This is a genomic window from Micromonospora sp. NPDC048839 (assembly GCF_040649915.1).
Taxonomy (GTDB): domain Bacteria; phylum Actinomycetota; class Actinomycetes; order Mycobacteriales; family Micromonosporaceae; genus Micromonospora.
The window spans coordinates 289073-314606 of the sequence record NZ_JBEZGL010000008.1 but is presented as its reverse complement, the minus strand read 5'-3'; the positions used below and the strand labels follow the sequence as shown (position 1 = coordinate 314606).

General features: G+C 69.4%; 21 protein-coding genes and 1 tRNA gene. 9 read left to right on the top strand and 13 right to left on the bottom strand.

The genetic code is table 11. The features are described 5' to 3' along the window. Window positions 1–165 precede the first annotated feature (165 nt). Complete coding sequence (locus tag AB0C25_RS18240) at window positions 166–501, top strand: hypothetical protein (protein WP_357374456.1); 336 nt, start codon at window positions 166–168, stop codon at window positions 499–501. Between the two features lie 339 nt (window positions 502–840). Then, window positions 841–3603 carry a BTAD domain-containing putative transcriptional regulator gene (locus tag AB0C25_RS18235; RefSeq protein ID WP_357374454.1) on the top strand — a complete coding sequence of 921 codons (2763 nt, stop codon included), beginning with the start codon at window positions 841–843 and terminating at the stop codon, window positions 3601–3603. Window positions 3604–3818: 215 nt separating this feature from the next. Here AB0C25_RS18235 and AB0C25_RS18230 read toward each other — a convergent pair whose 3' ends face one another. The 7 genes from AB0C25_RS18230 to AB0C25_RS18200 form a co-directional block, all read right to left on the bottom strand. Further along, window positions 3819–4529, bottom strand: coding sequence for an ABC transporter ATP-binding protein (locus AB0C25_RS18230; protein ID WP_357374452.1), 711 nt, complete (start codon window positions 4527–4529; stop codon window positions 3819–3821). Next, window positions 4519–5385: an ABC transporter ATP-binding protein gene (locus tag AB0C25_RS18225; protein ID WP_357374491.1), complete on the bottom strand. Its 867-nt coding sequence runs from the start codon at window positions 5383–5385 to the stop codon at window positions 4519–4521. Before AB0C25_RS18225 ends, AB0C25_RS18230 begins: the two co-directional genes overlap by 11 nt. Before the next feature lie 43 nt (window positions 5386–5428). Beyond that, complete coding sequence (locus AB0C25_RS18220) at window positions 5429–6619, bottom strand: branched-chain amino acid ABC transporter permease (RefSeq protein ID WP_357374450.1); 1191 nt, start codon at window positions 6617–6619, stop codon at window positions 5429–5431. Then, window positions 6616–7566 carry a branched-chain amino acid ABC transporter permease gene (locus tag AB0C25_RS18215; RefSeq protein ID WP_357374448.1) on the bottom strand — a complete coding sequence of 317 codons (951 nt, stop codon included), beginning with the start codon at window positions 7564–7566 and terminating at the stop codon, window positions 6616–6618. Before AB0C25_RS18215 ends, AB0C25_RS18220 begins: the two co-directional genes overlap by 4 nt. Window positions 7567–7677: 111 nt before the next feature. Further along, the gene (locus tag AB0C25_RS18210) at window positions 7678–8844 is read right to left on the bottom strand and encodes a branched-chain amino acid ABC transporter substrate-binding protein (RefSeq protein ID WP_357374446.1); all 1167 of its coding nucleotides are present in this window, start codon (window positions 8842–8844) and stop codon (window positions 7678–7680) included. A 209-nt stretch (window positions 8845–9053) separates the two neighbouring features. After that, window positions 9054–10250, bottom strand: a complete 1197-nt coding sequence (locus AB0C25_RS18205; RefSeq protein ID WP_357374444.1) for a hypothetical protein — start codon at window positions 10248–10250, stop codon at window positions 9054–9056. Between the two features lie 50 nt (window positions 10251–10300). Next, complete coding sequence (locus tag AB0C25_RS18200; protein ID WP_088991522.1) at window positions 10301–10924, bottom strand: response regulator; 624 nt, start codon at window positions 10922–10924, stop codon at window positions 10301–10303. Between the two features lie 83 nt (window positions 10925–11007). Between AB0C25_RS18200 and AB0C25_RS18195 the strand changes: the two genes are divergently transcribed. The 3 genes from AB0C25_RS18195 (at window position 11008) to AB0C25_RS18185 (ending at window position 12615) form a co-directional block, all read left to right on the top strand. Further along, window positions 11008–11090 (top strand) — tRNA-Leu (locus AB0C25_RS18195). Between the two features lie 116 nt (window positions 11091–11206). Then, window positions 11207–11872, top strand: a complete 666-nt coding sequence (locus AB0C25_RS18190; protein WP_357374442.1) for a transcriptional regulator — start codon at window positions 11207–11209, stop codon at window positions 11870–11872. A 92-nt stretch (window positions 11873–11964) separates the two neighbouring features. Next, window positions 11965–12615, top strand: coding sequence for an NAD-dependent epimerase/dehydratase family protein (locus tag AB0C25_RS18185; RefSeq protein WP_357374440.1), 651 nt, complete (start codon window positions 11965–11967; stop codon window positions 12613–12615). 11 nt (window positions 12616–12626) lie between these two features. Here the strand turns inward: AB0C25_RS18185 and AB0C25_RS18180 are convergent, their stop codons facing one another. After that, window positions 12627–13778, bottom strand: a complete 1152-nt coding sequence (locus AB0C25_RS18180) for a PLP-dependent transferase (RefSeq protein ID WP_357374488.1) — start codon at window positions 13776–13778, stop codon at window positions 12627–12629. Window positions 13779–13889: 111 nt separating this feature from the next. Between AB0C25_RS18180 and AB0C25_RS18175 the strand changes: the two genes are divergently transcribed. Next, a complete protein-coding gene (locus AB0C25_RS18175; protein ID WP_124815755.1) occupies window positions 13890–14369 on the top strand; it encodes an Lrp/AsnC family transcriptional regulator in 480 nt (159 codons plus the stop codon). A gap of 60 nt (window positions 14370–14429) precedes the next feature. Beyond that, window positions 14430–15452, top strand: a complete 1023-nt coding sequence (locus tag AB0C25_RS18170) for an LLM class flavin-dependent oxidoreductase (RefSeq protein WP_357374438.1) — start codon at window positions 14430–14432, stop codon at window positions 15450–15452. A gap of 200 nt (window positions 15453–15652) precedes the next feature. On the opposite strand, the gene AB0C25_RS18165 is transcribed toward AB0C25_RS18170, so the two are convergent. Then, window positions 15653–17953 carry a cellulose binding domain-containing protein gene (locus AB0C25_RS18165; RefSeq protein ID WP_357374436.1) on the bottom strand — a complete coding sequence of 767 codons (2301 nt, stop codon included), beginning with the start codon at window positions 17951–17953 and terminating at the stop codon, window positions 15653–15655. Window positions 17954–18205: 252 nt separating this feature from the next. Between AB0C25_RS18165 and AB0C25_RS18160 the strand changes: the two genes are divergently transcribed. Next, a complete protein-coding gene (locus tag AB0C25_RS18160; RefSeq protein ID WP_357374434.1) occupies window positions 18206–19645 on the top strand; it encodes a pyridoxal-dependent decarboxylase in 1440 nt (479 codons plus the stop codon). Between the two features lie 650 nt (window positions 19646–20295). Here the strand turns inward: AB0C25_RS18160 and AB0C25_RS18155 are convergent. Beyond that, complete coding sequence (locus tag AB0C25_RS18155) at window positions 20296–21300, bottom strand: sulfite exporter TauE/SafE family protein (protein ID WP_357374432.1); 1005 nt, start codon at window positions 21298–21300, stop codon at window positions 20296–20298. Window positions 21301–21672: 372 nt separating this feature from the next. After that, entirely contained in the window at window positions 21673–22137 is a 465-nt protein-coding gene (locus AB0C25_RS18150; protein ID WP_357011130.1) for an Rrf2 family transcriptional regulator, read from the bottom strand. A gap of 256 nt (window positions 22138–22393) precedes the next feature. On the opposite strand from AB0C25_RS18150, the gene AB0C25_RS18145 reads away from it, so the two are divergent. Continuing rightward, window positions 22394–23062 (top strand): YceI family protein, encoded by a 669-nt coding sequence (locus AB0C25_RS18145; protein WP_357374430.1) that lies wholly within the window; start codon window positions 22394–22396, stop codon window positions 23060–23062. A 46-nt stretch (window positions 23063–23108) separates the two neighbouring features. Here AB0C25_RS18145 and AB0C25_RS18140 read toward each other — a convergent pair whose 3' ends face one another. After that, window positions 23109–23993 (bottom strand): acyl-CoA thioesterase II, encoded by an 885-nt coding sequence (locus AB0C25_RS18140; protein WP_357251239.1) that lies wholly within the window; start codon window positions 23991–23993, stop codon window positions 23109–23111. Beyond that, the gene (gene pyk / locus AB0C25_RS18135) at window positions 23990–25438 is read right to left on the bottom strand and encodes a pyruvate kinase (protein ID WP_357374428.1); all 1449 of its coding nucleotides are present in this window, start codon (window positions 25436–25438) and stop codon (window positions 23990–23992) included. Before pyk ends, AB0C25_RS18140 begins: the two co-directional genes overlap by 4 nt. Window positions 25439–25534: the final 96 nt, after the last annotated feature.

Sequence of the window (25534 nt, the reverse complement as noted above, 5' to 3'; positions counted from 1 at the left end):
CACACAACCACGAGACTCAGCGGTGGCTGCTCCCTGCCCACGGACAAAACCACACCGCCGCAGCAGGTCAGAACGGATCTCCTGCTGGAGTACTAGAAGGAAACAGGAAGGACGGCCGTCGATGCTACTGGCTCGCACTTTGGTCGACGAAGGAGACGTTGTTCGATGAGAATTGCCGCGAAGTTCACTGCTGTGGCAGGCGCGATGGTGCTGGCTGCGCTCTGGGGGTCGCCCGCGCAGGCCCACCCGATGACCGCCTACCAGGGCCTGGACAAGGCCTGGATTTCTAGCAACCACAAGACAATCGAGGTGCAGGACAAAGAATGTGACAACCACGGGGTGTATGCGATCGTCAACCTGACCAATGGCACGAGCACCAGCGTCAGCGATCCGGATGGCTGCACTGGAAACACCGGTTACGGAAGTTATTCCGTCGCTATTGCCAGCTTCTACGTGTGCGAGAACGCCGAAGGCTGCGGCACTACGGTGCGTGTGCAGTAGTCAGCCGCCGACCGACGTAACCTGACCGACCACCGGTCAGACGGAGCACAATGGGGCGCAGATTCTGCACCTCCTTTCAAGCTCTCGCGCGACCTGTGCGCCTCGGCCCCTCCACAGCTCGGACGGCTTCGATCCGGCCGGCAGTGGAGGGGCCGGCTGCGGTCCAGCCGCCGGAATCACTGATCCCGCCAATGCGACGACAGCACACGTGATGGCTACGATCCGTGCTGCACCGGGGCCGAAAGGCCACGGTTGACACGACAGATCGCCTCCACAGGTACCTGATGACCTTGAGTTGTACCCTGATCTGCCGGTGCCAGTTCAGGGGAGGTTCGGAGGATGCCTATGGAGCTGCGGCTACTCGGTCCCATCGAGGTGCGACAAGCCTCCCAGCTGGTCGTTATTGGTCGGCGGATGCATCGGCTCCTGCTGGGCCTACTCGGCCTTCGCGCTAATTCAATCGTCGCCACAGACGACCTGGTAGACCTCCTCTGGCAGCAGGAGCGCGTCCCACGATCTGCCCGCTCAATGGTTCATTCCCGCATCTCGGAGCTGCGCGCGGCACTCGCCAACGGTGGCCTCGACGACGGTCAGATAGTGATCGCCTCCGACGGAAACGGGTATGCCGCCCTGCTGGACCCGATGGTGGTGGACGCACACAGGTTCCGCCTGTTGGTGCGCCGCAGCCGCGACACACAGCCGGACCTGAGCTGGCCGGATAGGCGTCGCCTGCTGCGCGAGGCTGTCGGGCTTTGGCGGGGGTCGGCATTCGGAGGCTGGGCACCGCACAGGCTCGCACCGCCGGAGGTACAGGCTCTCGAGGAGTCTCGCTTGACCGCCTTGGAGCATCTTTACCAGGCGGAGCTGCGGGCTGGAACAGACCCTTCAACCCTCATCGAGGAGCTGACGCCCCTGGCCCGTCGGCATCCGAGCCGGGAGTCCTTCACCCTGCACCTGATGCGGGCACTCGTTGCCGACGGACGTAGCGTCGACGCTCTCGACCGCTACGAGCAACATCGACGCTGGCTCGCTGAGGAGTTGGGCACCGACCCATGTGAGCAGTTGCAGCAGCTGTACCTCGAACTGCTCAGAACCCCTCCGAAGTGGCTGCCGACAAAACAAGGTCAGGAGGACTTGGTTCGTCCAGCTCAACTTCCGGCCGAGCCGGAAGGTTTTGTGGGTCGGCAGCAGGAGCAGGAGCTTCTCGACGTCGCAGTCGCCCAAAAAGGCGCGAGAACTGTCGTGCTGGTCGGACCCGCAGGCGTGGGAAAGACGGCGCTTGCCCTCCGGTGGGCGCACTCCCGGTTACGTCAAGCCGCCGCCCCCGCCCACCTCTATGCCGACCTGCGAGGTAATGGAGGAACCGCGTCCCTGCCGGCGCATCTCGTGTTGGAACGCTTTCTGCGCGCGCTGGGGGTTGACGGTGGCGACATCCCCGCAGATCCTGAGGAACGGGCAGCCCGTTACCGGTCGGCGTTGACAAGCCGGGCCACGCTGATCGTGCTCGACAACGCCGCGTCATCGTCGCAGGTGCGGCCCCTGCTTCCCGGCGCCGGCAACCATCTGATTCTGGTCACGAGCCGGCACCGGCTGGATGGCCTGGTCGCCACGAACGGCGCAACCCAGTTGTTGATGGAGCCGCTCACCGAGCAGGATTCCCGTCGGCTATTGGCAAATGCCGTCGATGACCGGAGGACGGTGCTCGGATCGCACCTGACTCGGATCGCGGATCTCTGCGACCGCCTGCCACTGGCGTTGCGAATCGCCTCCACGCTGCTCAACGGCGCGAACGACGCAAGGGCGCTAGCTGACGAGTTGGCCAGTGAGGGCAACCGGCTTGGTCTACTTTCTGCCGAGGACGTTTCGGTGCGGGCGGCGCTTGGAATTACGCTCGCCGGCCTCTCCGAGCCGGCGCGTCAGCTTTTCGGGCTCCTGGGCCGGCATCCAGGTCATCGCCCATCACTGAATGCCTGCGTCGCATTGACCAGGCGGTCAGAGCGCGCAACACGTGATTCGCTCGACGAGCTGGTCGCCTGTCACCTCGTGCAGCCACTCGGATCTGATCGCTACCTGATGCACGACCTGGTTCGCCTCTTCGCGGCGGAGCAGGCAGCCCCGGGAGCAGACGGCGCCGTTCACTCGCTGCTCACCTGGTACCGCGACGTGGCCAATGCGGCGGACCGGATGCTGCGGCCGAAGGAACGACCCAACTTCGAGTCCCCGAAGTCCCCCGTCGACTTCACCGGACCTACATCCGCGCTGGCCTGGCTGGACGCCGAAGCCGAAAACCTGAGCGCCGCGGTTGAACGAGCCGAGGAGACGCGCCCAGAGCTCGCCTGGCAGATCGCCGCGGCGATGTACGGATGGCTGTTCCGTCAGCAGGAACGTGACCGGTGGGTCGAGCTGTATTCGATAGCGGTGCGAGCAGCCAGGCGATCGGGTGACCCGGCTGGCGAAGCACTGCTCTCCAGTCGTCTGGCCATTCCGCTGAGCCTGCTCGGTAGGCACGACGAGGCCGCCGGACACTGCGCCCGGGCATACGCGCTGCGGGACGCCCTGGGAGATCGGCTTGGTGCCGCGACCGCCTCGCTCAATCTCGCCGCGATCGAGAACACCGCTGGCCGGCCAGCTGCCGCTATCCGTCACCTCGGGTTGGCTGAAGAGCAGGTCCACGGGTTGCCGGACGCCCTGCACCTGCGCGCGTTGATTCAGAGCAACCTCGGTGAAGCTCACCAACTGGCCGGGCGGCACCCTCAGGCGGCCGGACACTACCGCGAGGCGTTGCTGCTGGCAGAGACGGCCTGTGGACCGCGGGACGTCGCGGAGATATTGGTCGGGCTCAGTCGAGTCCATCGAGGTCTCGATGAGCCCGAGCAGGCGGTCCGATACGGCGAACGCGCCCTCACCCAGGCCCGTCTCGCTGGCGACGTGCTGATTGCGGCAGAGGCGCAGGAAGCACTGGGACGCGTCAAGGTTGACAGTGGCGGAATCGCGGACGGCCTCGCGAACTTACGATCCGCACTCGCGGTCTACGTGAAGAAGGGTCATCGCGACACTGCGGAGCTGAGCCGCCTGGTCGGCGCGATCGAGGCCAGCCCTTAGACGACAACCACGATTGATTGCTGCTCACGCCGTCTCGGACGCTGCACGACGCTGCCTCGCACCACTGCCGGCTGACGCCGGAGCGGCTACATCGTCACCGTCGCTGCTCCGCACCTGACGAGAAGCAATGCGGCGCGGCACCTGACGAGAAGCAATGCGGCGCGAGCGACCGAAGGACCGGCCGGGTGGTGGGATCCACCCGGCCGGTCACGTCGTCAGGCGACGCCGAGGTACGCCTCCTTGACCGCCGGGTCGGTCAGGAGCTGCTCGCCGGTGCCCTCCTTGACGATCCGGCCAGTCTCCAGCACGTACCCCCGGTGGGCCCGGGAGAGCGCCTGCTGGGCGTTCTGCTCGACCAGCAGGATGGTGGTGCCCTGCTCGTTGATCCGCGTGATGATCTCGAAGATCTGCTGGATCAACTTGGGCGCCAGCCCCATCGATGGCTCGTCCAGCAGCAGCAGCTTCGGACGGGTCATCAGTGCCCGACCCACCGCCAGCATCTGCTGCTCACCGCCGGAAAGCGTGCCACCGGCCTGCTTCCGGCGCTCGTGCAGCCGGGGGAACAGGTCGAAGACCATGGACAGGTCCTTGGTGATCTCGGCCTTGTCCCGACGGGTGTAGGCACCCATCTCCAGGTTCTCCAGCACTGTCATGCCGGGGAAGACACCACGTCCCTCCGGTGACTGCCCGATGCCCCGGATCACCCGGAGGTCGGCGCGGAGCCGGCTGACATCGTTGCCCTCGAACTTGATGCTGCCGCCGGAGATGGCGTGCAGCCCCGAGATCGCCTTCATGGTCGTGGTCTTGCCGGCGCCGTTCGCGCCGATGAGCGCCACGATCTCGCCCTGGTCCACGTGCAGGCTGATGCCGTGCAGCGCCTCGATCCGACCGTAGAGCAGCTTCAGGTTGTCGATCTCAAGCAGCATCCTCGACACCTCCCAGATAGGCCGCGATCACCTTGGGATCGTCGCGCACCTCGGCCGGCGACCCCTCGGCGATCTTCTGCCCGAACTCCAGCACCACCAACCGGTCCACCACGCCCATGACCAGGCGCATGTCGTGCTCGATCAGCAGGACGGTGACCCCCGAGTCGCGGATCTTGCGGATCAGCTGCAGCAGGGCCACCTTCTCGGCGGGGTTGAAGCCGGCGGCCGGCTCGTCCAGGCAGAGCAGGGTGGGATCGGTGGCCAGGGCCCGAGCGATCTCCAGTCGACGCTGGTCACCGTACGACAGGTTGCGGGCCAGGTCGCCGGCGCGGCCCTGGATGCCGACGAACTCCAGCAGCTCGCGGGCCTTCGCCTTGCCCTGTCGCTCCTCCCGCCAGTGCCGCGGCAACCGCAGCAGGGCGCTCGGGACGCTGGTCTTGTGGTTGGCGTCCGCGCCGACCTGCACATTTTCCAGTGCCGTCATCTCCGGGAAGAGCCGGATGTTCTGGAAGGTACGTGCGATGCCCATCTTGGTGATCTGGAACCGCTTACGGCCGCTGACCTTCTCGCCCCGGAACCGGATCTGCCCGGTCGTCGGGGTGTAGACGCCCGTCATCGCGTTGAAGCAGGTGGTCTTGCCCGCGCCGTTCGGGCCGATCAGCCCGAGGATCTCCCCCTCGTAGAGGGTGAAGTTGACGTCGTTGAGGGCCACCACGCCGCCGAACCGCAGCGTGACGTGGTCGACCTCCAGCAGCGGCTTACGACCGTTGGTCGGGGCCGGCTCGCTGACCACCTCGTCCGGTGTGGACGAGGTCTCCGGCGGGGTACCCACCGTCGTCCGGGCGTCGATCGCCATGTCCCGCTCGCTGGTGGCGTCGCGCTCGCTACCCATCCGTGGCTCACTCAACGACAGCCACCTCCTTCTGCCGGTCCTTGAGCTCGGCGGCGCGCCGCCGGTTCGGCCAGAGACCCTGCGGTCGGAAGATCATCACGATGATCAGCAGGATCCCGAAGATGAAGTAGCGCAACGACGTCGGGCTCACGTCGAAGTCGTTACCGAAGACGGTAGCCGTCTCCGGCAGGCCGAAGACATCACCCACCGACCGCAGCCACTCCGGAATGTAGATGACCAGGAAGCCACCGAGGATCGCACCGCCGATGCTGCCCGCGCCGCCGAGCAGCACCGCCGCCAACACCAGAATCGAGTTCTCCAACGAGAACGTCGAGGAGTTGACGAAGTTGGCCTGACCGGCCCACAGCGTGCCGGACAACCCGCCGACCGCCGCGCCGATGGCGAACGCCCACAGCTTGAACCGGAAGGTCGGCACGCCCATCAGCTCGGCCGCGTCCTCGTCCTCACGGATCGCGACCCATGCCCGACCCACCCGGCTGTTGGCCAGGTTACGGATCAGGAAGACGACACCGATGATCACGGTGAGCAGCAGCCAGTAGTACGGCTTGAACTCGAACTGGAAGATGGCGGTACCGTCCGGGTTCTTGCCCGGCGGGTGAGCCACCTGCGGGATGCCCCGGTCACCGTTGAAGATCCAGTCCTGGTTCTTGGCGATGATCCGGATCATCTCCGCGAAACCGAGCGTCACGATCGCCAGGTAGTCACCACGCAGCCGCAGCGTCGGAGCGCCCAGCAGCACACCGGACAGGAACGCCAGGGAGACCGCGATCGGCACCGTGACCAGCCAGGGCCACGGGCTCTCCAGCCAGTTGTACTCGGTGATCAGCTTGCTCTCCGGCGACGTCAACAACGCCACCGTGTACGCGCCGACGGCGAAGAATCCGAAGAAGCCCAGGTCCAGCAGGCCCGCGTACCCGACCACCACGTTGAGACCGAGCGACAGCAGCACGATCCACGCGCAGTAGAACAGCACCGCCGCCATGTCGTTGCGCGTCGTGTACAGCGGGATCCACAGACCCGGAATGTTCAGGTACTCGTAGAACCACTTGTTCGGCAGGACGTAGAGGAAGGCGACGAAGGCCAGCAACCCGGTGATCCGGGCGGACTTCGGCAGGCCGTCGACCCGCCGACCGAAGGCACTCGATGCGGAGTGCCAACGCTCTCGCAGAGCGGTCATGCCCGCGCCCTCCCCAACGACTCGCCCAGCAGACCGGTCGGCCGGAACATGAGCAGGACGATCAACACCACGAACGCGATGAGATCCCGCCACTGCGAGCCGAACAGCGCCGACCCGTAGTTCTCGACGAGACCCAGCAGAATGCCGCCGATCGCCGCGCCCCGCAGGTTGCCGATACCGCCCAGCACCGCGGCGGAGAACGCCTTGAGGCCGAGCAGGAAGCCGATGTTGTACCGGGTGTTTCCGCTCTTCATGTCACTGAAGACAGCGGCCACACCGGCCATCAGACCACCCAGCACGAAGACCAGCGCGATCACGCGGCTCTTGTTGACACCCATCAGCGCGGCGGTGTTCGCGTCCTGCGCGACCGCGCGGATGCCCTTGCCGAAACGGGTGCGGTTAACGAACCAGTCCAGCCCGACCATCATCAGGACGGCCACGCTCAGCGTCAGCATCTGCACCGGCGTGACGCTCCAGCCACCGATGCTGAACAGCGTGTCGGAGGGCAGCAGAGCCGGCGAGCCGACCTGGCGGCGCTGGGTCAGCGTGCCCATCAGCTCCATCAGCGCGTACGACGCGCCGATGGCCGTGATCAGGAAGGCCAGTGGCGGCGCGTTGCGCCGCCGCAGCGGACGGTATGCGGTAACCTCGATCAGTAGCGCGACGCTGCCGGACAGCAACGCCGCCGCCACGATCGCGAGTGCGATGAGGAGCAGCGCCTTACCCACCGACGGAGCGCCGCTGTTGCTGTCAAGCCCGAAGGCCGCCCAGGTCCAGATGGCACCGAACGTGCCGATCATGAAGACCTCGGAGTGCGCGAAGTTGATCAGGCGAAGTACGCCGTAGACGAGGGTGTAGCCAAGGGCGATGAGCGCGTAGATCGCTCCTTGCACCAACCCGGTTGTGGTCAGTTCCGGGAAGCCCCGGACGAGTTCTGCAAAGTCCACCGATGCTCCGAAGGGTGTTGCGCTGAGTCGACGCGGCCGGGGTTACGCACCCCGGCCGCCTCGAAAACAACTCTGTTCGTCACGCCCTCAAACCTGTGACCCCCAACGGGATCAGGCCTTCGGGATCTCCACGTCAGGAGCCCACGCACCGGCGGTCGCCTTGAAGGCCCACACCTTGACCTGGGCCGGGTCCAGCTCGCCGCTGGGCTCCCACTTGTAGGTCACGCCCGAGGCGGAACCAGCCTTGTTGTAGGTGGAGAGGAAGGCCTGGATGTCGGCGCGGGTGGTCTTGCCGGCCTTGATCGCCTCGAGGTAGATGTTGGCCAGGTCGAACGACACGTCCGCGTACACACCCGGGTCCACGTTGTACTTGGCCTTGAAGTCGGTCACGAAGGTGCCCTTGGCCGCGGTGGCCGGGCCACACGGGCAGGTCGCGATGGTGCCCTCGACGTCCTTCTGCCCGGTCACCGACAGCATGTTGGCGTCGTTGATGCCGTCGCCGCCGATGAACGTGCCGGTCCAGCCCGCAGCCCGCAGCTGCTTCAGGAACGGCGCCGCCTCCTCGGTGTAACCCGCGTAGAACAGCACCGTCGCGCCGCTGGTCTTCACCTTGGAGATCTGCGCACCGAACTCCTGCGCGTTGTCGACGACCTTGTCGGTGCCGATGATCAGCGAGCCGAGGCCCTTCTTGGCCTCGTCGGCCAGACCCGCGCCGTACGCCGACTGGTCGTCGATGACGAAGGCCTTCTGGGCCTTCAGCACGTTCTTGATGTAGCTGGCGATCGCCGGACCCTGGGAGAAGTCGTTACCCACACCGCGGTGGAAGACCTTCCAGCCCTTCTCCGACAGGCTCGGCCGCGTGGCCGACGGGCTGATGACGGCGAGACTCGCGGTGTCGAAGATCGGCAGCGCGACCTCGCTCTCACCGGAGAACGCCGGACCGACCATCGCCACGATCTTCGTGTCGGCCGCCGCGCTGGTCGCGAGGCCACCGGCCAGGTCGGCCTTGCCCTGCGAGTCGAACGCCTGAACGGTGACCTTGCAGTCCGCGTTCGCCGCGTTGTACTTCTCCACGGCCAGGTCGGCACCCTGCTTCATCGGGGTGACCAGGCCGGCGTCGGCGCCGGAGAGCGCGCCGAAGAAACCGATCTTGAGGTCGCACGCCTTGTTGGCGGAACCTTCCGACGTGCCCTCGTCCTTCTTACATGCGCTGGCGCCGCCGGCAACAAGCGCCAAGATGGCGACGCTGCCGAGGACGCGCACGAAGTTTTGCCTCAAGGCTGGAACCCCTCCTCCGTCCAGAAGCCCGCCGGCACCTGGCAGAGCGCCAAGGCGACAACGGACCGGACCGTTCACCCGGTCTGGGGCGGGACGTTATCCCACAAGCACTACTCACCGTAAGGTGTCGTAGGCGGCATTGACTCAACCGTTACCAGAGAGGGGGAACCTCGCGTTTAGATGTCACATCGGCGGATGTCGACAACCCGTCAGACGTGCCCGGAAGGCGCGAACCACACCTTCGCCGCCGCCCCGTCATCGACGGTGACCACCATCCGACCGCCCTGCGCCGCAACTGCCGCCGACGTGTCTCCACCAGCGGAAACCTCCACGGGTAGCGCCACCGGCACCCACGACGCGCCATCCGCGGCCGACCGCCACAGCCGATGTCCGTCGGCCGCCACCGTCATCGCCAGCAGGACGCCCCCACCGCCGGCGGCCGCCTCCACCCCCGCCACCGCCCCGGTTCCCGTCGCCCCGAATCCGGCGACCGCCCGCCACTCGCCGGCACCCGGCGCCGTCCCCGGTGACCCGACGCCGGGCACGAACGCCCACGCCTGGAACCCGCTCCCCCGCACCCCCAGGGCGTGCACGACGGGACCGACCCGGACGAGGCGCTGCACGATCTCGTCCGCGTTCGTCGCCGGCAATGCCAGCCGCGTCCAGGTCCGGCCGTCCCCCGACGACCAGACGAACGGATCACGGTCGGCCCGGTCGGCCGGCCGGCCGGCGCCACCGACCAACCAACCGTCGGGCACCGCGAGCGCATCCGTGGCGATCGTCGTCAGTCTCGAATCACTTGTCAGCCCGGGAGCGTCGTCGACCAACGCGAAGCCGGCCGCGTCCGGGGAACGCCACACCGCCGCGCCGCCCGTCCGGGCACCCGCGATCAGCCATCCGCCGGCACCACCCGCGATGCGGCTCACGCTGACCGCGTCCGGTCCGCCGTACAGCTCGAACTCCGCCGGTACCTCGGTCAGACCGCCGTCGGTGTCCTGCCGCCACGTTCGTACCCGTGGATTGCCGTGTGCGCCACCCGAGCGGGCCCCGACGACGGCGATCCGGCCCTCGTGGCAGCCGACGGCATAGAGGATCGCGCGCTCGCCGTAGTAACTGATCGGTCGCGACGGGAGCGGCACCCAACCTCGGCCGTCCGCGCTGCGCCAGGCCGCCGGCCGGGTTCCGCCGTCCGCGGCACCCACCGCGCCGACCGCGTACCACTGACCAGCGCAGGCGGTCACATCGCGCACGATGAGCCGACCCGGGGAGCCCGGGGGCACCGGCAGATCCGCCATCTCCCACCGTGGGCGGACCGGTTCGGGTGGGCGATCGTCCTCAGTGGCCCGGCACCCGGCGAGCAGCGCGACGGCAACCACGAACATCGCGATCGCACGCCGGACCGACACGCAGGTGATGCTATCGATCCGATCGCCCGCCGCCGAGCCCCTGACAACGATCAGACGGTCGGCTGCTGCGACACCTCGCCGCCGGCGGTCTCCGCGAGGATCCGCTCGGCGACCTCTTTCATGGTCATCCGGTGGTCCATCGCCGTGCGCTGGATCCACTTGAACGCCTGCGGCTCGGTCATCCCGTACGTGGTCATCAACGCGCCCTTGGCGCGCTCCACCGCCTTGCGGATCTCCAGGCGGTCGGTCAGGCTCGCGACCTCCGCCTCCAGGGCCGCGACCTCGGAGTAGCGCGACAGCGCGATCTCCACCGCCGGGACCAGGTCGCTCTTCTGGAAGGGCTTCACGAGGTACGCCATCGCGCCCGCCGCCCGCGCCCGCTCCACCAGGTCACGCTGGCTGAACGCGGTCAGGATGATCACCGGGGCGATCCGGGCGCCGGCGATCCGCTCGGCGGCGGCCAGCCCATCCATGATCGGCATCTTGATGTCGAGGATGACCAGATCCGGCTTCAGCTCCTCGGCGAGGCGGACGGCTGTCTCACCGTCCCCGGCCTCCCCCACCACCTCGTAACCCTCTTCGACGAGCATCTCGGCGAGGTCCAGCCGGATCAGCGCCTCGTCCTCGGCGATCAACACGCGCCTGCGCTCGGCATCCGTCGGCATCTCAGCCACCAGCCCTACCCCCACCATCGATCACTGCACGGCTACCACCCATGCTCCCGCATGAGAGTAGTCGGGTACAGTAGGCGCCACCCGCCGGGATGGTGGAACGGCATACACGGAAGTCTCAAACACTTCTGCCCGAAAGGGCTTGCGGGTTCGAATCCCGCTCCCGGCACTCATGTCATACACCTGTTCGACGATGTGGGCGTGCATCCACCGCAGATGCGGGCACAGGCCCGCGCACTCCGCGTTCGCGGACACAGCATTCAATCCGTAGCTCGGAAGCTCTCGTTGCCGTACGCAACCGTCTGGCACTGGTGGGTCGATCGACCCGAACCGGTGCGGCGCGGCACGGAGCTGCGCTGCTTCCGATGTCGGCCGGATGTCGACAATCCGACCGACCCCGCGGCCTACGCCTACCTGCTCGGTCTCTACCTGGGCGACGGCCACCTGGTGACGACGGCGCGTGTTCCGGTGTTGCGCATCTACTGTTCCAATGCCTGGCCCGGGCTGATCGAGGCGTGCGATGTGGCCATGCGAGCCGTGTTGGCCTCGAAGGTGCAACGGGTCCAGAAGCAGGGTTGCGTGGGCGTGCAGAGTTACGGCCTCCACTGGCCCTGCCTGCTCCCGCAGCACGGTCCCGCCAAGAAGCACGAGCGACCGATCGTCCTCGCCGACTGGCAAAGACCGATCATCGAACAGCACCCCGGCGACTTTCTGCGTGGCCTGTTCCACTCCGACGGCTGCCGCGTCGCCAACCGGGTGACCGTGCGCGGCAGGGCGTACGTCTACCCGCGCTACCTGTTCGTCAACGAGTCGGCCGACATCATGGCGCTCTGCCAGTGGAGCCTCGACCTGCTGGGCATCGCCTGGCGGATGAACCGACGCAACTCGCTGTCGGTGGCGCGGCGAGGCGCGGTCGCCGCCCTGGACCGACACGTCGGCCCGAAGTACTGACCGCCGCCCCGCACGGATCGTACCGATCGTGGGAGCCTGACTGACGCGCGGGCGGATGGCCGGTTGCCGGGTCGACGACAGGGGTGGGACGGATGCGGGTTGTGGTGTTCGGCGCGACCGGCATGGTCGGCCAGGGCGTGCTGCGGGAGTGCCTGCTCGCCGACGACGTGCGGGAGGTGGTGACGGTCGGCCGGCGGCCGACCGGTCGGCAGGATCCGAAGCTACGGGAGCTGACGGTCGCGGACGTGGGCGAGTTGGACCCGGTGCGCGCCGAGTTGACCGGCGTGGACGCCTGTTTCTACTGCCTGGGGGTGTCCTCGCTGGGCCTCGACGAGGCCGCGTACACGCGGGTCAGCTACGACTATCCGCTCGCGGCGGCGCGGCTGTTGGCGGAGGTGAGCCCGCAGTCCACGTTCGTCTACGTCTCGGGACAGGGGACCGATTCGTCGGGTCGGGGCCGGGTGATGTGGGCGCGGGTCAAGGGTCGCGCCGAGAACGCGATCATCGACCTGCTGCCCAACGGCTACGCGGCGCGACCGGGTTTCATCCAGCCGACGTACGGGGCGGTGTCGAAGACGCGGTGGTACCGGCTCGGGTACGCGGTCACGCGACCGCTCTTCCCGGTGCTGCGGCGGTTGCTGCCGAACCAGGTCACCACCACCGACGGGATCGGCCGCGCCATGTTGCGGGTGGCCCGGCAGGGCTCGCCGACCCGGGTGTTGGGCAACCGCGAGCTGAGGTGACCGGGCGCCGGTCAGGCGATCCCGGCGAGGGCCTGGGCGAGGTCGGTGCGGAGGTCTTCGGCGTCTTCCAGGCCGACCGAGAGACGCAGGAGGCCGGCTGCGGGTTTCGCGTCGCCTTCGACCGGGCGGTGGGTGAGCGAGGCGGGGTGCTGGATGAGGGTGTCGACGCCGCCGAGGGACACCGCGTGCGTGATGAGGTGGCAGGCGCCGGCGACGGCGGCCGCGGCGGGTGCGCCGCCGCGTACCTCGAAGGCGAGCAGGCTGCCGGGTCCGGACATCTGCCGCCCGACCAGCGCCGCCGGGTCGTGCACCGAGGGGTGGTGCACCCGGTGTACGGCGGGGTGACCGGCGAGCCAGCCGGCGAGTTTCTCGGCGCTCGCCTGCTGGGCGCGGACCCGCAGCGGCAGGGTCTGCAGGCCGCGATGCAGCAGGTAGCCGCCGAGGGGGTGCAGGATCGCGCCGGTGACCGCGCGGACCTGACGGAGTCGCGCGGCCCAGGCGGCGTCGCAGGCGACGACGCCGGCGAGGACGTCGCCGTGTCCACCGATGCTCTTGGTGGCGCTGTGCAGGACGAGGGTGGCGCCGTGCCGGGCGGGTTGTTGCAGGACGGGGGTGGCGACGGTGTTGTCGACGAGCAGCGGGACGTCGCCGGCCGCGGCGGCGAGGGCGGCGATGTCGACCAGGTCGAGGGTGGGGTTGGCGGGCGTCTCGGCGATGACCAGCGCGGTGTCGGGGCGGATGGCGGCGGCGACCTCGTCGGGGCGGGCCCAGGTGACGGTGGTGCCGAGCAGGCCGGTGGCGAGGACGTGGTCGGTGCCGCCGTAGAGGGGCCGGACGGCGACGACGTGTCGGCATTCGTCGCGGGCGGCGGCGAGCAGGGTGGCGGTGAGGGCCGCCATGCCGCTGGCGAAGGCAACGGCCTGCGCGGTGCCTTCCAGCTCGGCGAGGGCGGTTTCGAAGCGGGCGACGGTGGGGTTCCAGAGCCGCTGGTAGACGGCGCCGCCGGCGCTGGGGAGGGTGCCGCCGGTGGCGAGTTGTTCGTACGCGTCGCCGCCGTCGTCGACCGAGGGCAGTGGGTTGGTGGTGGACAGGTCGATGGGTGGTACGTGCACGCCGAGGGCGCGGAGGTCGTCACGACCGGCGTGTACGGCCCGGGTGTCCATCGCTGTCATGCCGGGTAGCGTCGAACATCTCCCACCCGGGAAGCAATGGTTCGGCAGATGATTCTGTCCAGGGCATTGGTTTCGGCGGAGGATTCGGGCGAGGATGGCCGAATGTCTCCTGAGCCGAACGATGTGCGGCCGTATCCGGCCCTGGACGAGGTGGACCGGGCGATCCTGACCGAACTGGCCGCGGATGGCCGGTTGCCGAACAACGCCCTCGCCGAGCGGGTGGGGGTCGCGCCGTCCACGTGTCTGACCCGTACCCGGGCGCTACGCGAGCGGGGCGCGATCCGCGGCTTCCACGCCGAGGTGGACCCGGCCGCGCTCGGGCTGCCGTTGCAGGCGCTGGTGTCGGTACGGCTGACCGCGCACGAGCGGGCGGCGGTGGATGCCTTCCGGGCCCGGTCGGTGCGGCTGCCCGGGGTGGTCTCGGTGTTCCACGTGGCCGGTGCGGAGGACTACGTGCTGCACGTGCGGGCGGCGTCCGGTGACGCGTTGCGCGACTTCGTGCTGGACCACCTCGCGGTCGACCCGGTGGTGCAGCACACCCAGACCAGTCTGATCTTCGAGCAGGCGCGCGGGATGGGCTGAGCAGCGGGTGAGCTGGCCGACGAAAACCCGGTTGCCGGAACAAAGCCGGCCGGAGACGGGTTGGCTGACCGTGTGATCACCGTACCGTTGTCTGTTCTTGATCTTGCCCCGGTCGCCAAGAGCACCACCGTCGGCGCGGCCCTGGAGGCCACCACCGAGTTGGCCCGCCGCACCGAGGAGTTGGGCTACCACCGGTTCTGGGTGGCCGAGCACCACAACATGCCAGCGATCGCCAGCTCCGCCCCCGCCGTGCTGCTGGCGCACCTGGCGGCGAACACGTCGACGATCCGCCTCGGCTCGGGTGGGGTGATGCTGCCCAACCACGCGCCGCTGGTGGTGGCCGAGCAGTTCGGCACCCTGGAGGCGCTGCACCCCGGTCGGATCGACCTGGGCATCGGGCGAGCGCCGGGCACCGACCAGGTGACCGCGCTGGCGTTGCGGCGCACCATGGAGGGCCTGTCCGCGGAGGGTTTCCCGCGCGAGCTGGCCGACCTGATGAACTACTTCAGCGGGGAGAAGCCGGGGCAGATCATCGCCACCCCGGGCCACGGTGAGCAGCCGGCCGTGTGGCTGTTGGGTTCCAGCGGTTTCAGCGCCCAGCTCGCCGGCCTGCTCGGTCTGCCGTTCTCCTTCGCGCACCACTTCAGCTCGGCGAACACCCTGCCGGCGCTGGCCCTGTACCGGCAGAACTTCCGACCGTCGCAGTGGCTGGACAAGCCGTACGCGATGGTGGCGGTCAACGCGGTGTGCGCGGAGACCGACGAGCGGGCCGAGTGGCTGGCCGGGCCGAGCGCATTGTCGTTCCTGAAGTTGCGCTCCGGCCGGCCGGAACCGCTGTCGACGCCCGACGAGGCGGCGGCGTACCCGTACTCCGAGATCGAGCGGGAGTTCGTCCTGGCGCGCCGCGACGGTCAGGCGATGGGCTCGCCGGAGACGGTGCGCCGGCAGCTCACCGAGCTGGTGGAACGCACCGGCGCGGACGAGCTGATGCTGACCACGCTGGTGTACGACGTCGCCGACCGGGTGCGGTCGTACGAGTTGATTGCCGAGCAGGTGGCGGGCGGTCTGCACCGGGGGGCATGAAACACGATCTTCACGTCAGCGTCACCCTGCCGACCCCGATGCTGCCTAATGTTGGTGCCGGTGGTGGTACGGCATACCCGGTCGGGACGGGTCGGGAATGCCGCGGTGTGGCGCACCGGGCCGGAGCTGAGCGGATTCCGCGGCTGCGGCCCGGTGCCTGCCACCCTAGGCGACCCCGCTCGGGTCCGCCAGGGGTCAGATCAACGTAGGTAGATATTCGGGGTGGGTGGGCTGGCCATTCCGTCGCCGATGAAGAACCCCGGGTGTGGCGGCTGGTTGTAGGCGGTGTTCTGCCACGCGATCGCCACCCGGTACTGCGGGTCGTGCATCAGGGTGTGGATCCGGGTGCTGGTCGGCGTGGGCGTGCTGTAGATGCGCAGGGCCCGACTGTCGCTGGTTCGCCAGATCACCTCCTCCCGCCAGTCACCCAGGATGTCGCCGGAGAGCGCCGGGGTGGACTTGGTGCCGTTGTTGGACGCCACCTGGTCGCCGGTGAGCAGCCGGGTCTCGCCGCCGGTGCCGTACTTGTCGATCTTCGTGCCGTCCAGCAGCTCGCGGACCGGGTCGCCGTCCCACCAGGCCAGGAAGTTCGTCGACGACGGCTTGCGCCCGATGTTCTGACCTCTGGTGTTGGCCAGCCCGCCGACCGCCGACGACCACGACTCCGCGCCGGGGCTGCCGGCCCAGATGTCCGCCGAGACACCCCGGCCGTTGTCGCCGGAAGCCGGCGTGGACCACAGGATCTGACCGGTACGGGCGTCGGCGAACCAGGAGCTGGGCTTGCTGGCGTCCTCGTCGACCTTGAACACCTCCAGGCCGGCGCGGCCCGGGTCGAGGTCACCGACGTGCATCGCGTCGCCGTGCCCGTTGCCCGTCGAGTAGAGCAGCCGCCCGTTGTCGTCGATGGTGGCGGCGCCGTAGACGATCTCCTGGCGGCCGTCGGCGTCGACGTCGGCCACCGAGAGCTGGTGGTTGCCCTGGCCGGCGGCGGCACCGTTGCCGGAGGAGTTCGAGTCGAACGTCCAGCGCCTGGTCAGCGTGCCGTTGCGGAAGTCCCACGCCGCGATCACCGCGCGGGTGTAGTAGCCCCGAGCCATGATCAGCGAGGGGCGCTGCCCGTCCAGGTACGCGGTGCCGGCGAGGAACCGGTCCACCCGGTTGCCGTACGAGTCACCCCAGGACGACACCGTGCCGCGCGGCGGGTCGTAGCTGACGGTGGAGAGCACCGCGCCGGTCTGACCGTTGAACATGGTCAGGTACTCCGGGCCGGCCAGCACGTAGCCGCCGGAGTTGCGGTGGTCCGCCGACGACGAACCGATGAGCTGGCCGGTACCGGAGCGGGTGCCGTCGGCGGTCTTCATGGCCACCTCGGCGCGGCCGTCGCCGTCGTAGTCGTACACCTGGAATTGGGTGTAGTGGGCGCCGGCCCGGATGTTGCGGCCCAGGTCGATCCGCCACAGCCGGGTGCCGGTCAGGGTGTACGCGTCGACGTAGACGTTTCCGGTGTAGCCGGACTGCGAGTTGTCCTTGGCGTTCGACGGATCCCACTTGAGCACGATCTCGTAGCTGCCGTCGCCGTTGAGGTCACCCACGGAGGCGTCGTTGGCGCTGTAGGTGTAGTTCTCCCCGCTGGGGGTGGTGCCACCGGCCGGGACCTGCAACGGCACGTCCAGGTAGCCGTTGCCGAACTGCAGCGCCGGTGCCGACGCCGCCTGCTCGGCGCCGCCCACCACGGCCCGCACGGTGTACGCCGAGCCGGCCGCCGCGCCGCTGTCCAGGTAGGTGGTGGCGCCGGTGATCGGGCTGGTGTTGACCCTGGTCGACCCCCGGTAGAGGTGGAACGCCACCCCGGAGGTCTCGGTGCCGAGCAGACGCCAGGACACCAGGTTGCCGCTGCCGGAGCGGACGCTGATCAACCCTCGGTCCAGGTCCTCCATCTGCTTCGCCCCGGCCGGAGGTGTGGTCGGCGGTGGGGTGGTCGGGGGCGGGGTGGTCGGGGGCGGAGTCGTCGGCGGTGGCGTGGTCGGCGGTGGCGTGGTCGGCGGTGCGGTCGTTGGCGGTGGGGTGGTCGGTCCGTCGGTGGCCGGGGTGCCGGTGCAGGTGGCGCCGTTGAGCGCGAAGGTGGTCGGCACCGGATTGCTGCCGGTCCACGAACCGTTGAAGCCGAACCCGGCGCTGCCATTGGTGGCGATGGCGGCGTTGTAGTCGACGTTACGGGCGGTGACCTGAGCGCCGGACTGGGTGACGGCGGCGCTCCACGCCTGGCCGACCTGTTGCCCGGCGGCGTACGACCAGGTGAGAGCCCACCCGTCGACCGGGTCGCCGAGGTTGGTGACGGTGACGTTGGCGCCGAAGCCGCCCTGCCACTGGTTGGTGATCTGGTAATCGACCCGGCAGCCGACAGCGGCGGCCGAGGCCACCACCGTGCCGAGGGTGCCGGCCACGACGGCGGCGGCCGTCGTGCCGGCGAGCAGGATCAGCCGATGTCTGGACGGGTGCATGAGCTGCCTCCGAGGATCCGCGGGTGATCGCGGCGGCCCACCGGCCCTGCCCGGAACGCACAGTGGACCCGTCTCGCCGCTACGGCGACGAACGGCGATCTGATCGGGGGTGAAACGCCCTGGAACTCGCGGATCCGACTCACCGCGCATCGTAGGGCAAGCGCTTTCCGTCCCGCAACATCGACGACCGTTGCTCGATGCCCCAACGGCCCCCCCTTGCCCCGACGACCGATGCCTGATCAACTCCTTCGGATGAGTGCTCCCCACATGGACCCCGCCGAGTTCCGTCGCGCCGGCCACGCCGTCGTCGACTGGATCGCCGACTACTGGACGACGCTCGCGCAACGACCGGTCACCCCCGGCGATCCGCCCGGCACGGTGGCCGCCGCTCTGCCCACCGCACCACCCACCGTCGGCGGCGAACCGGTCGAGGCGGTCCTCGCCGACCTGGACTCGATCGTCCTACCCGGACTGACCCACTGGCAGCACCCCGGCTTCTTCGGCTACTTCCCCGCCAACACCTCCGGCCCGAGCGTGCTCGGTGACCTGGTCAGCTCCGGGCTCGGCGTCCAGGGCATGCTCTGGGCCACCAGCCCCGCCTGCACCGAACTGGAGACGGTGCTGATGGACTGGCTGGCCCAACTGCTGGACCTGCCGCAACGGTTCCGCTCCACCGACACCGGCGGTGGGGTCATCCAGGACTCGGCGTCCTCGGCGACCCTGGTGGCCACCCTGGCCGCGCTGCACCGGGCCAGCGCAGGTCGCTGGCGCGACACCGGCCTCGACCGGCGCTACCGCGCCTACACCTCCGTGCACGGTCACTCCTCCATCGAGAAGGCCGCACGGATCGCCGGGCTGGGCACCGACGGCGTTCGCCCGATCGCGGTGGACCCGGACAGCCAGGCACTGCTGCCGGACGCGCTCCGCGCGGCGATCGAGGCCGACCTGGCCGCCGGGGACGTACCCGCCATCGTGGTGGCGACCATCGGCACCACCTCCACCACCGCCATCGACCCGCTGCCCGAGATCGGGGCCATCTGCGCCGAGTACGGGATCTGGCTGCACGTGGACGCCGCGTACGCCGGCTCGGCCGCCGTCTGCCCCGAACTGCGGTGGACCCACGCCGGCGTGGAATATGCCGATTCGTACTGCTTCGACCCGCACAAGTGGCTGCTCACCGGTTTCGACTGCAACGCGTTCTGGGTGGCCGACCGCGCCGAGTTGATCGACGCGCTGACCGTGCTGCCGGAGTATCTGCGCAACGCGGCAACCGAATCCGGCGCGGTGATCGACTACCGGGACTGGCAGGTGCCGCTGGGCCGACGGTTCCGCGCCCTGAAGCTGTGGTTCGTGGTGCGCTGGTACGGCGCCGAGGGGCTGCGGGCGCACATCCGCTCCGGGGTGGCGCTGGCCGAGCGGTTCGCCCAACGGGTGCGTGCCGACGACCGGTTCGAACTGACGGCAGCGCACCCCTTCGCGCTCGTCTGCTTCCGGCTGCGCGCCGACGACGACGTCAACACCGCGCTACTGGCCGCGGTGAACGCCACCGGACGCGTGTACCTGACGCACACCCGCATCGCCGGCCGCTACACGCTGCGACTGGCCGTCGGCTCGCCGCAGAGCACCGAGGCACACGTCGACGAGGCCTGGAGACTTCTCGCCGAGGCGGCCGACAAGCTACCCACCTCCTAACCTCCGTCGTCGTGTGACCCCTCGCACCCTTGCTGGCGAGCACCTGTTCGTGGGGCCTGGAGCGGGTGTCGAGACGGTATCGACCGTCAAGGTCATGCTCGATCGTGGATGTAGTGGCCTCGATGCGTCGGTAAGCCACTACGTCCATGATCGAGCACGATCATGGTGATTCGACCGTGGCGTTCGCGATGTCTGACCGGGCTTCGCTACATCCGCGCCCCCAGGTGGGTTCAGCGAGGGGTGCCCGTACCCCCGCGCCTCGCGCCTCGCGCCCCGCGCCCCGCGCCTCGCGCCTCGCGCCCCGCGCCTCGCACCCCGCACCCCGCGCCTCGCGCCTCGCGCCTCGCGCCTCGCGCCTCGCGCCTCGCACCAAGATCTACGCAACTTCCCTGATGTTGCTGCCTCCGACGCGCGCGAGGCAGCAACATCCCTGTTTTTGCGCGGATCTTGCGGGCGAGCGCCCGCCTGAAGGGCCGGGAGCGGGTGTCGAGACATCCTCGGCCGTCAAGGTCATGCTCGATCATGGATGTAGTGGCCACGAAGCGCGGGGAAGCCACTACATCCACGATCGAGCACGATCTTGGTGACTCAACCGTCGCAATCACGACGTCTGACCGGGCTTCGCTTCACCCCGCTCCCCCCAGATGGGTTCAGCGAGGGATGGGCGTACCCGTGGCGGCGAGATCGGCCGCGACCGCGCCGGCGGAAGCAACGACGGGCAATTCGGCGGACACGGTCGCGGCGGACACGGTCGCGGCGGGGGAAGCGCCTGCGGCCTCGGCGGCTTCGGCGCGAGCCCGGCGGGTGCGGCGGAGGGCACGCACGGCCAGCACCAGTGCGGCCAGCCAGCCGGCGGCCAACAGGGCGTACGTGACAGGGCGGACCGGGCCGTCGAGTTCGGCGGAGCGGATCAGCGTGCGGGCGTTGGTCAGCACGATCACGCCGCCGACCGCCGCGCCGAGAAGTTGGGCGGGCACGATGCGCACCAGCCAGGCGGCCAGCGGGGCGGCGATGAGTCCGCCGATCAGCAACGCGGCGACGGTCGGGAGCAGGAATCCTTCGGTGCCCAGCCCGATCAGGAAGCCGACGCTTGCCGCACCGGCCACGACGAACTCGGCGGTGTCCACCGAGCCGATCACCTTGCGGGGCTCCATACGTCCGGAGACGAGCAGCGCCGGGGTGGCCACCGGACCCCAGCCACCGCCGCCGGTCGCGTCGACGAAGCCGGCGACCAGGCCCAGGGGGCCGAGGAAACGTCCGCGAAGCCGGCTGCCGACGCGGTCGGTGCGTAGCGGTCGGGCGAAGCGGACCAGCAGGTACGCGCCGAGCGTGAAGAGGATGCCTGCCATCCACGGCGCGGCCGCCTCGGTCGAGATCGAACTGAGGACGGTGGCACCGGCGAAGGCACCGATGGCACCGGGCAGGGCGATGCGGGTGACCACCCGCCAGTCGACGTTGCCGAAGCGCCAGTGCGCGAACCCGGCGGCGAGCGTGGTGCCGATCTCGGCCAGGTGCACCGAGGCCGAGGCGGCGGCCGGGGCGACCCCGGCGACCAGCAGCAGAGTGGACGAGGTCAGCCCGTACGCCATGCCGAGCGAGCCGTCGATCAGCTGCGCGACGAGCCCGACCAGAGCGAGAACCAGCAGCTTGCGCACGAGCGCCCCCTGACTTTTCGGTATCTCCTATCGACTTGGTCGACAATGCGGCACGGGGCGGCCGCGGTCAAGCCTCTGATCGGTGGATGGGACGCCACCACGCGACGCACCACGGTCGATACGAGCCGCGCCGCGGCAGACGCCGCCGCGCCACACGGCAGCGTGACACGGTCACGGCCGGAGACGCGGCGGCGCAGCGCGGGTGACCAGTGCGACACCGGCGGACCTGGCCGGTGCAGTGGGCCAGCGCGGTCGGCCGGCGAACCGGACCAGCGCGGTGGGCCGGCGAAGCGCGGTCGGCCAGCGCGGTAGGCCAGCGAGCCGGCCCGGTGGGATGGGGCGGCGAGCCGGCCCGGTGGGGTGGGGCGGTGCTCAGATCCAGGCGCGCGGGTCGGCGACCAGCTCGGTGATCCGCGGGGGCAGGGTGCCTGCGGCCACGTCGGCGACGCTGACCAACTCCAGGATCTCCCGTTCGCTGGCCCGTAGGGCGATCCAGACCTCCTGGAGCGCGCGGGCCGGGCCGTGGTAGCCGAGTTGCTCGGGGCGCTGCCCGCGGACGTGGGCGAGCGGGCCGTCGATCACCCGGATCACCTCGGCGAGCGAGATCTCCTCGGCCGGGCGGGCCAGCCAGTAGCCGCCCTCCGGGCCGCGCTGGGCGTGCACGATGCCGCCCCGGCGCAGTTGCAGCAGGATGCTCTCCAGGAACTTTGGCGGGATCTCCTGGGCACGGGCGATCTGGTCGGCCGTGACGGGCCGGCCGCGCCCAGGACCACTGGCCGTCGCGGCAAGCTCGGCGGCCGCGCGGAGGGCGTAGTCGACCCGGGCGGAGAGGCGCATGTCGGCAAGGTTAGCCCCCGGTCAACCGGGCGGGCGGGCGACCCTCGGCCGAACGGACAGGCATCGATGGGACCCGTGCAATTCACGCCGGTTCCGGCGTTCGACGAGGACCAGTCGAAGTGCGCCATGATCCACCGTGAGGTGGGGGCCGGAATGCCGGTCTGGGGCGTCCTTATGCTGGGCGGGGGCGCGACCGCCAGACCGTTGCAGCGGCGCCGGGCAGCACATTGATAAACATCGGGGGGAAGGCAACACGATGACCGATATCGCCACACGCACCTGGGATGGCATGACCATCCCGGTCGCTGGCACCTATCTTCTCGATCAGGCGCACAAGCGGATCGGTTTCCTGTCCCGGCACATGATGGTGAGCCCGGTGCGCGGCGAGTTCGCCGAGGCCACCGCACAGATCTTCGTGGCGGAGGACCCGCTGCTCTCCTCGGTGACGGCGACCATCATGTCGGCCAGCATCACCACCGGAAGTGTCGACCGGGACACACATCTGAAGAGTGCCGACTTCCTCGACGTGGAGCGCTATCCCACCCTCGAATATCGAAGCACCGGTATCAAATGGCAGGGCCAGGAGGATCCCATCTTCCAATGGGCACGCCTGCGCAGCCACCGGCTCGGTGGACGGGGGCGGAGTCCGATTGTCCCGCCGCAGTCCGAGGGCACACCCGGGCGATTCGTGCTGACCGGTGAGTTGACCGTGAAAGGAATCACCCGGGCTGTCGACCTGGAGGTGAATTTCGGCGGTGCCCGTCAGGATCCGTACGGGCAGAACATCTTCGGGTTCAGCGCGACGGCCGAGATCAACCGCGAGGACTACGGCCTGCTCTGGAACGTCCTGCTGGAGAGCGGCGGGGTCCTGGTCGGCAAGACGGTGCAGATCGAGATCGCCGGCGAGGCCATTCACCAGGCCTGACCGGCGTCAGCGCCGCCCGGGTCTGCCGGGGACGCCATCGACGGTGTCAGGCACCCACGCGGCGCAGCAGGCCCTCCTGGACGGCGCTGGCGATCTGCTGGCCGTCCGTGGTGAACATCCGCCCGGTGGCCAGCCCACGAGCGCCGGACGCGGACGGGCTCAGGCAGTCGTAGAGGAACCACTCGTCGGCGCGGAAGGGCCGGTGGAACCAGAGCGCGTGGTCCAGGCTCGCGCCGACCAGCCCGCCCGGCCCCCACACCTCACCGTGGGCGGAGAGCACCGAGTCCAGGAGGGTGAGGTCCGAAGCGTAGGTGAGCGCGCAGGCGTGCAGCAGCGGGTCGTCGGGCAGTTTGCCGTCGATGCGCATCCAGACGCGCTGGTGCGGGTCGGCCGGCCGGTCGCCGGGACGGACCCAACCGGGCTCGCCGACGTAACGCACGTCGATCGGGCGCGGGATCTGACCCCACATGCCCAGCCGCTCCGGGTAGCGGGAGAGCCGGTCGGACATCGTCGGCACGTCCTGCGGCGGCGGCACGTCCAGGGGGGCGGTGACCTGGTGATCCAGGCCCTCCTCGGCCCGCTGGAAGGACGCCGACATGAAGAAGATCGGCTTGTCGTGCTGCAGGGCGACCGCGCGGCGGACCGAGAAGGACCGGCCGTCGCGGATGTTCTCCACCTGGTACGCGATCGGCTCGGCCGGGTCGCCGGGGCGGACGAAGTAGCCGTGCAGCGAGTGCACGAACCGCTCCGGGTCGACGGTGCGGCCGGCGGCGACCAGGGCCTGACCGGCGACCTGACCGCCGTACACCCGCTGTGGGCCGACCGGGGGGCTCATCCCCCGGAAGGCCATGTCGCCGGTCGGGTCGAGGTCCAGCACTTCCAGCAGCTGGTCGACCGCCGCCTGGCCGACCGCGACCCGACCGTCGCTCACTGCAGCGCCCGCGCCGACGCCGCGTCGACAAGCGAGCCGAGCTGGTGTACGCGCAGCGTGTTGGTCGAGCCGGGGGTGCCGGGCGGGCTGCCCGCCACGATCACCACGTAGTCGCCGGGGTTGGCCCGGTCGAGGCCGAGCAGCGCCTGGTCGACCTGGCGGAACATGTCGTCGGTGTGCTGCACGAACGGCATCAGGAACGTCTCCACGCCCCAGGTGAGGGCGAGCTGGTCACGCACCTCGGGGACCGGCGTGAACGCCAGCAGGGGCAGGTCGCAGTGCAGGCGGGACAGCCGTCGGACGGTGTCACCGGTCTGCGAGAAGGCGACCAGGGCCTTGGCGTTGATGGCGCGGGCGATCGACGAGGCGGCGACGGTGAGCGCGCCACCGTGGGTACGCGGGTCGTGCTGGAGCCGGGGCACGCCGATCGAGCCGGCCTCGGTGGTCGTCACGATCTTGGCCATGGTGCTGACGGTCAGCACCGGGTACTTGCCGACGCTGGTCTCGCCGGAGAGCATGACCGCGTCCGCGCCGTCGAGCACCGCGTTGGCGACGTCGGAGGCCTCCGCCCGGGTGGGGCGGGAATTCTCGATCATGGAGTCGAGCATCTGGGTGGCCACGATGACCGGCTTGGCGTTCTCCCGGCACAGCTGCACGGCACGCTTCTGCACCAGGGGGACCTGGTCCAACGGCATCTCGACGCCGAGGTCACCGCGGGCGACCATCACGCCGTCGAAGGCCAGCACGATGGCCTCGAGGTGCTCCACCGCCTCCGGCTTCTCGACCTTGGCCAGCACCGGGCGGTAGACGCCCTCCTCGGCCATGATGTTGTGGACGAGCTTGATGTCCTCGGCCGAGCGGACGAAGGACAGCGCGACCAGGTCGACGCCCAGGCCCAGGGAGAAGCGCAGGTCCTCGGCGTCCTTCTCCGACATGGCGGGCACGCTGACCGCCACGTTCGGCAGCGAGACGCCCTTGTTGTTGGAGACCGGGCCGCCCTCGGTGACCAGGCAACGGATGTCGTTGCCGGTGACGTCGGTGACCTCGACGGCGACGCGGCCGTCGTCGATCAGCAGGCGGTCACCGGGCTTCACCTCGTGCGGCAGCTTGGTGTAGGTGCAGGAGACCCGCTCCTTGGTGCCGAGGATGTCGTCACCGGTGATCACGACCGAGTCGCCGGTACGCCACTCGTGCGGGCCGTCGGCGAACCGACCGAGCCGGATCTTGGGGCCCTGGAGGTCGGCGAGGACGGCAACCGGCTTGCCTGCCGCCTCGGACGCCTCCCGGACCAGTCGATAGACCGCCTCGTGGTCGGCGTGGCTGCCGTGGCTGAAGTTGAGCCTCGCCACGTTCATGCCGGCCTCCACCAGACCCCGGATGCGCTCCGGGGACGAGGTGGCGGGACCAAGGGTGCAGACGATCTTCACACGGCGTGTCACGCCCATCAGGCTAGTCTCTCCTTCAGGTCGGACGCGGGGCCGACCCATTGCAGGCAGCGGAACAGGTGTCCAACGACGCGCGGCGCGCGTCGGGCCGGCGGG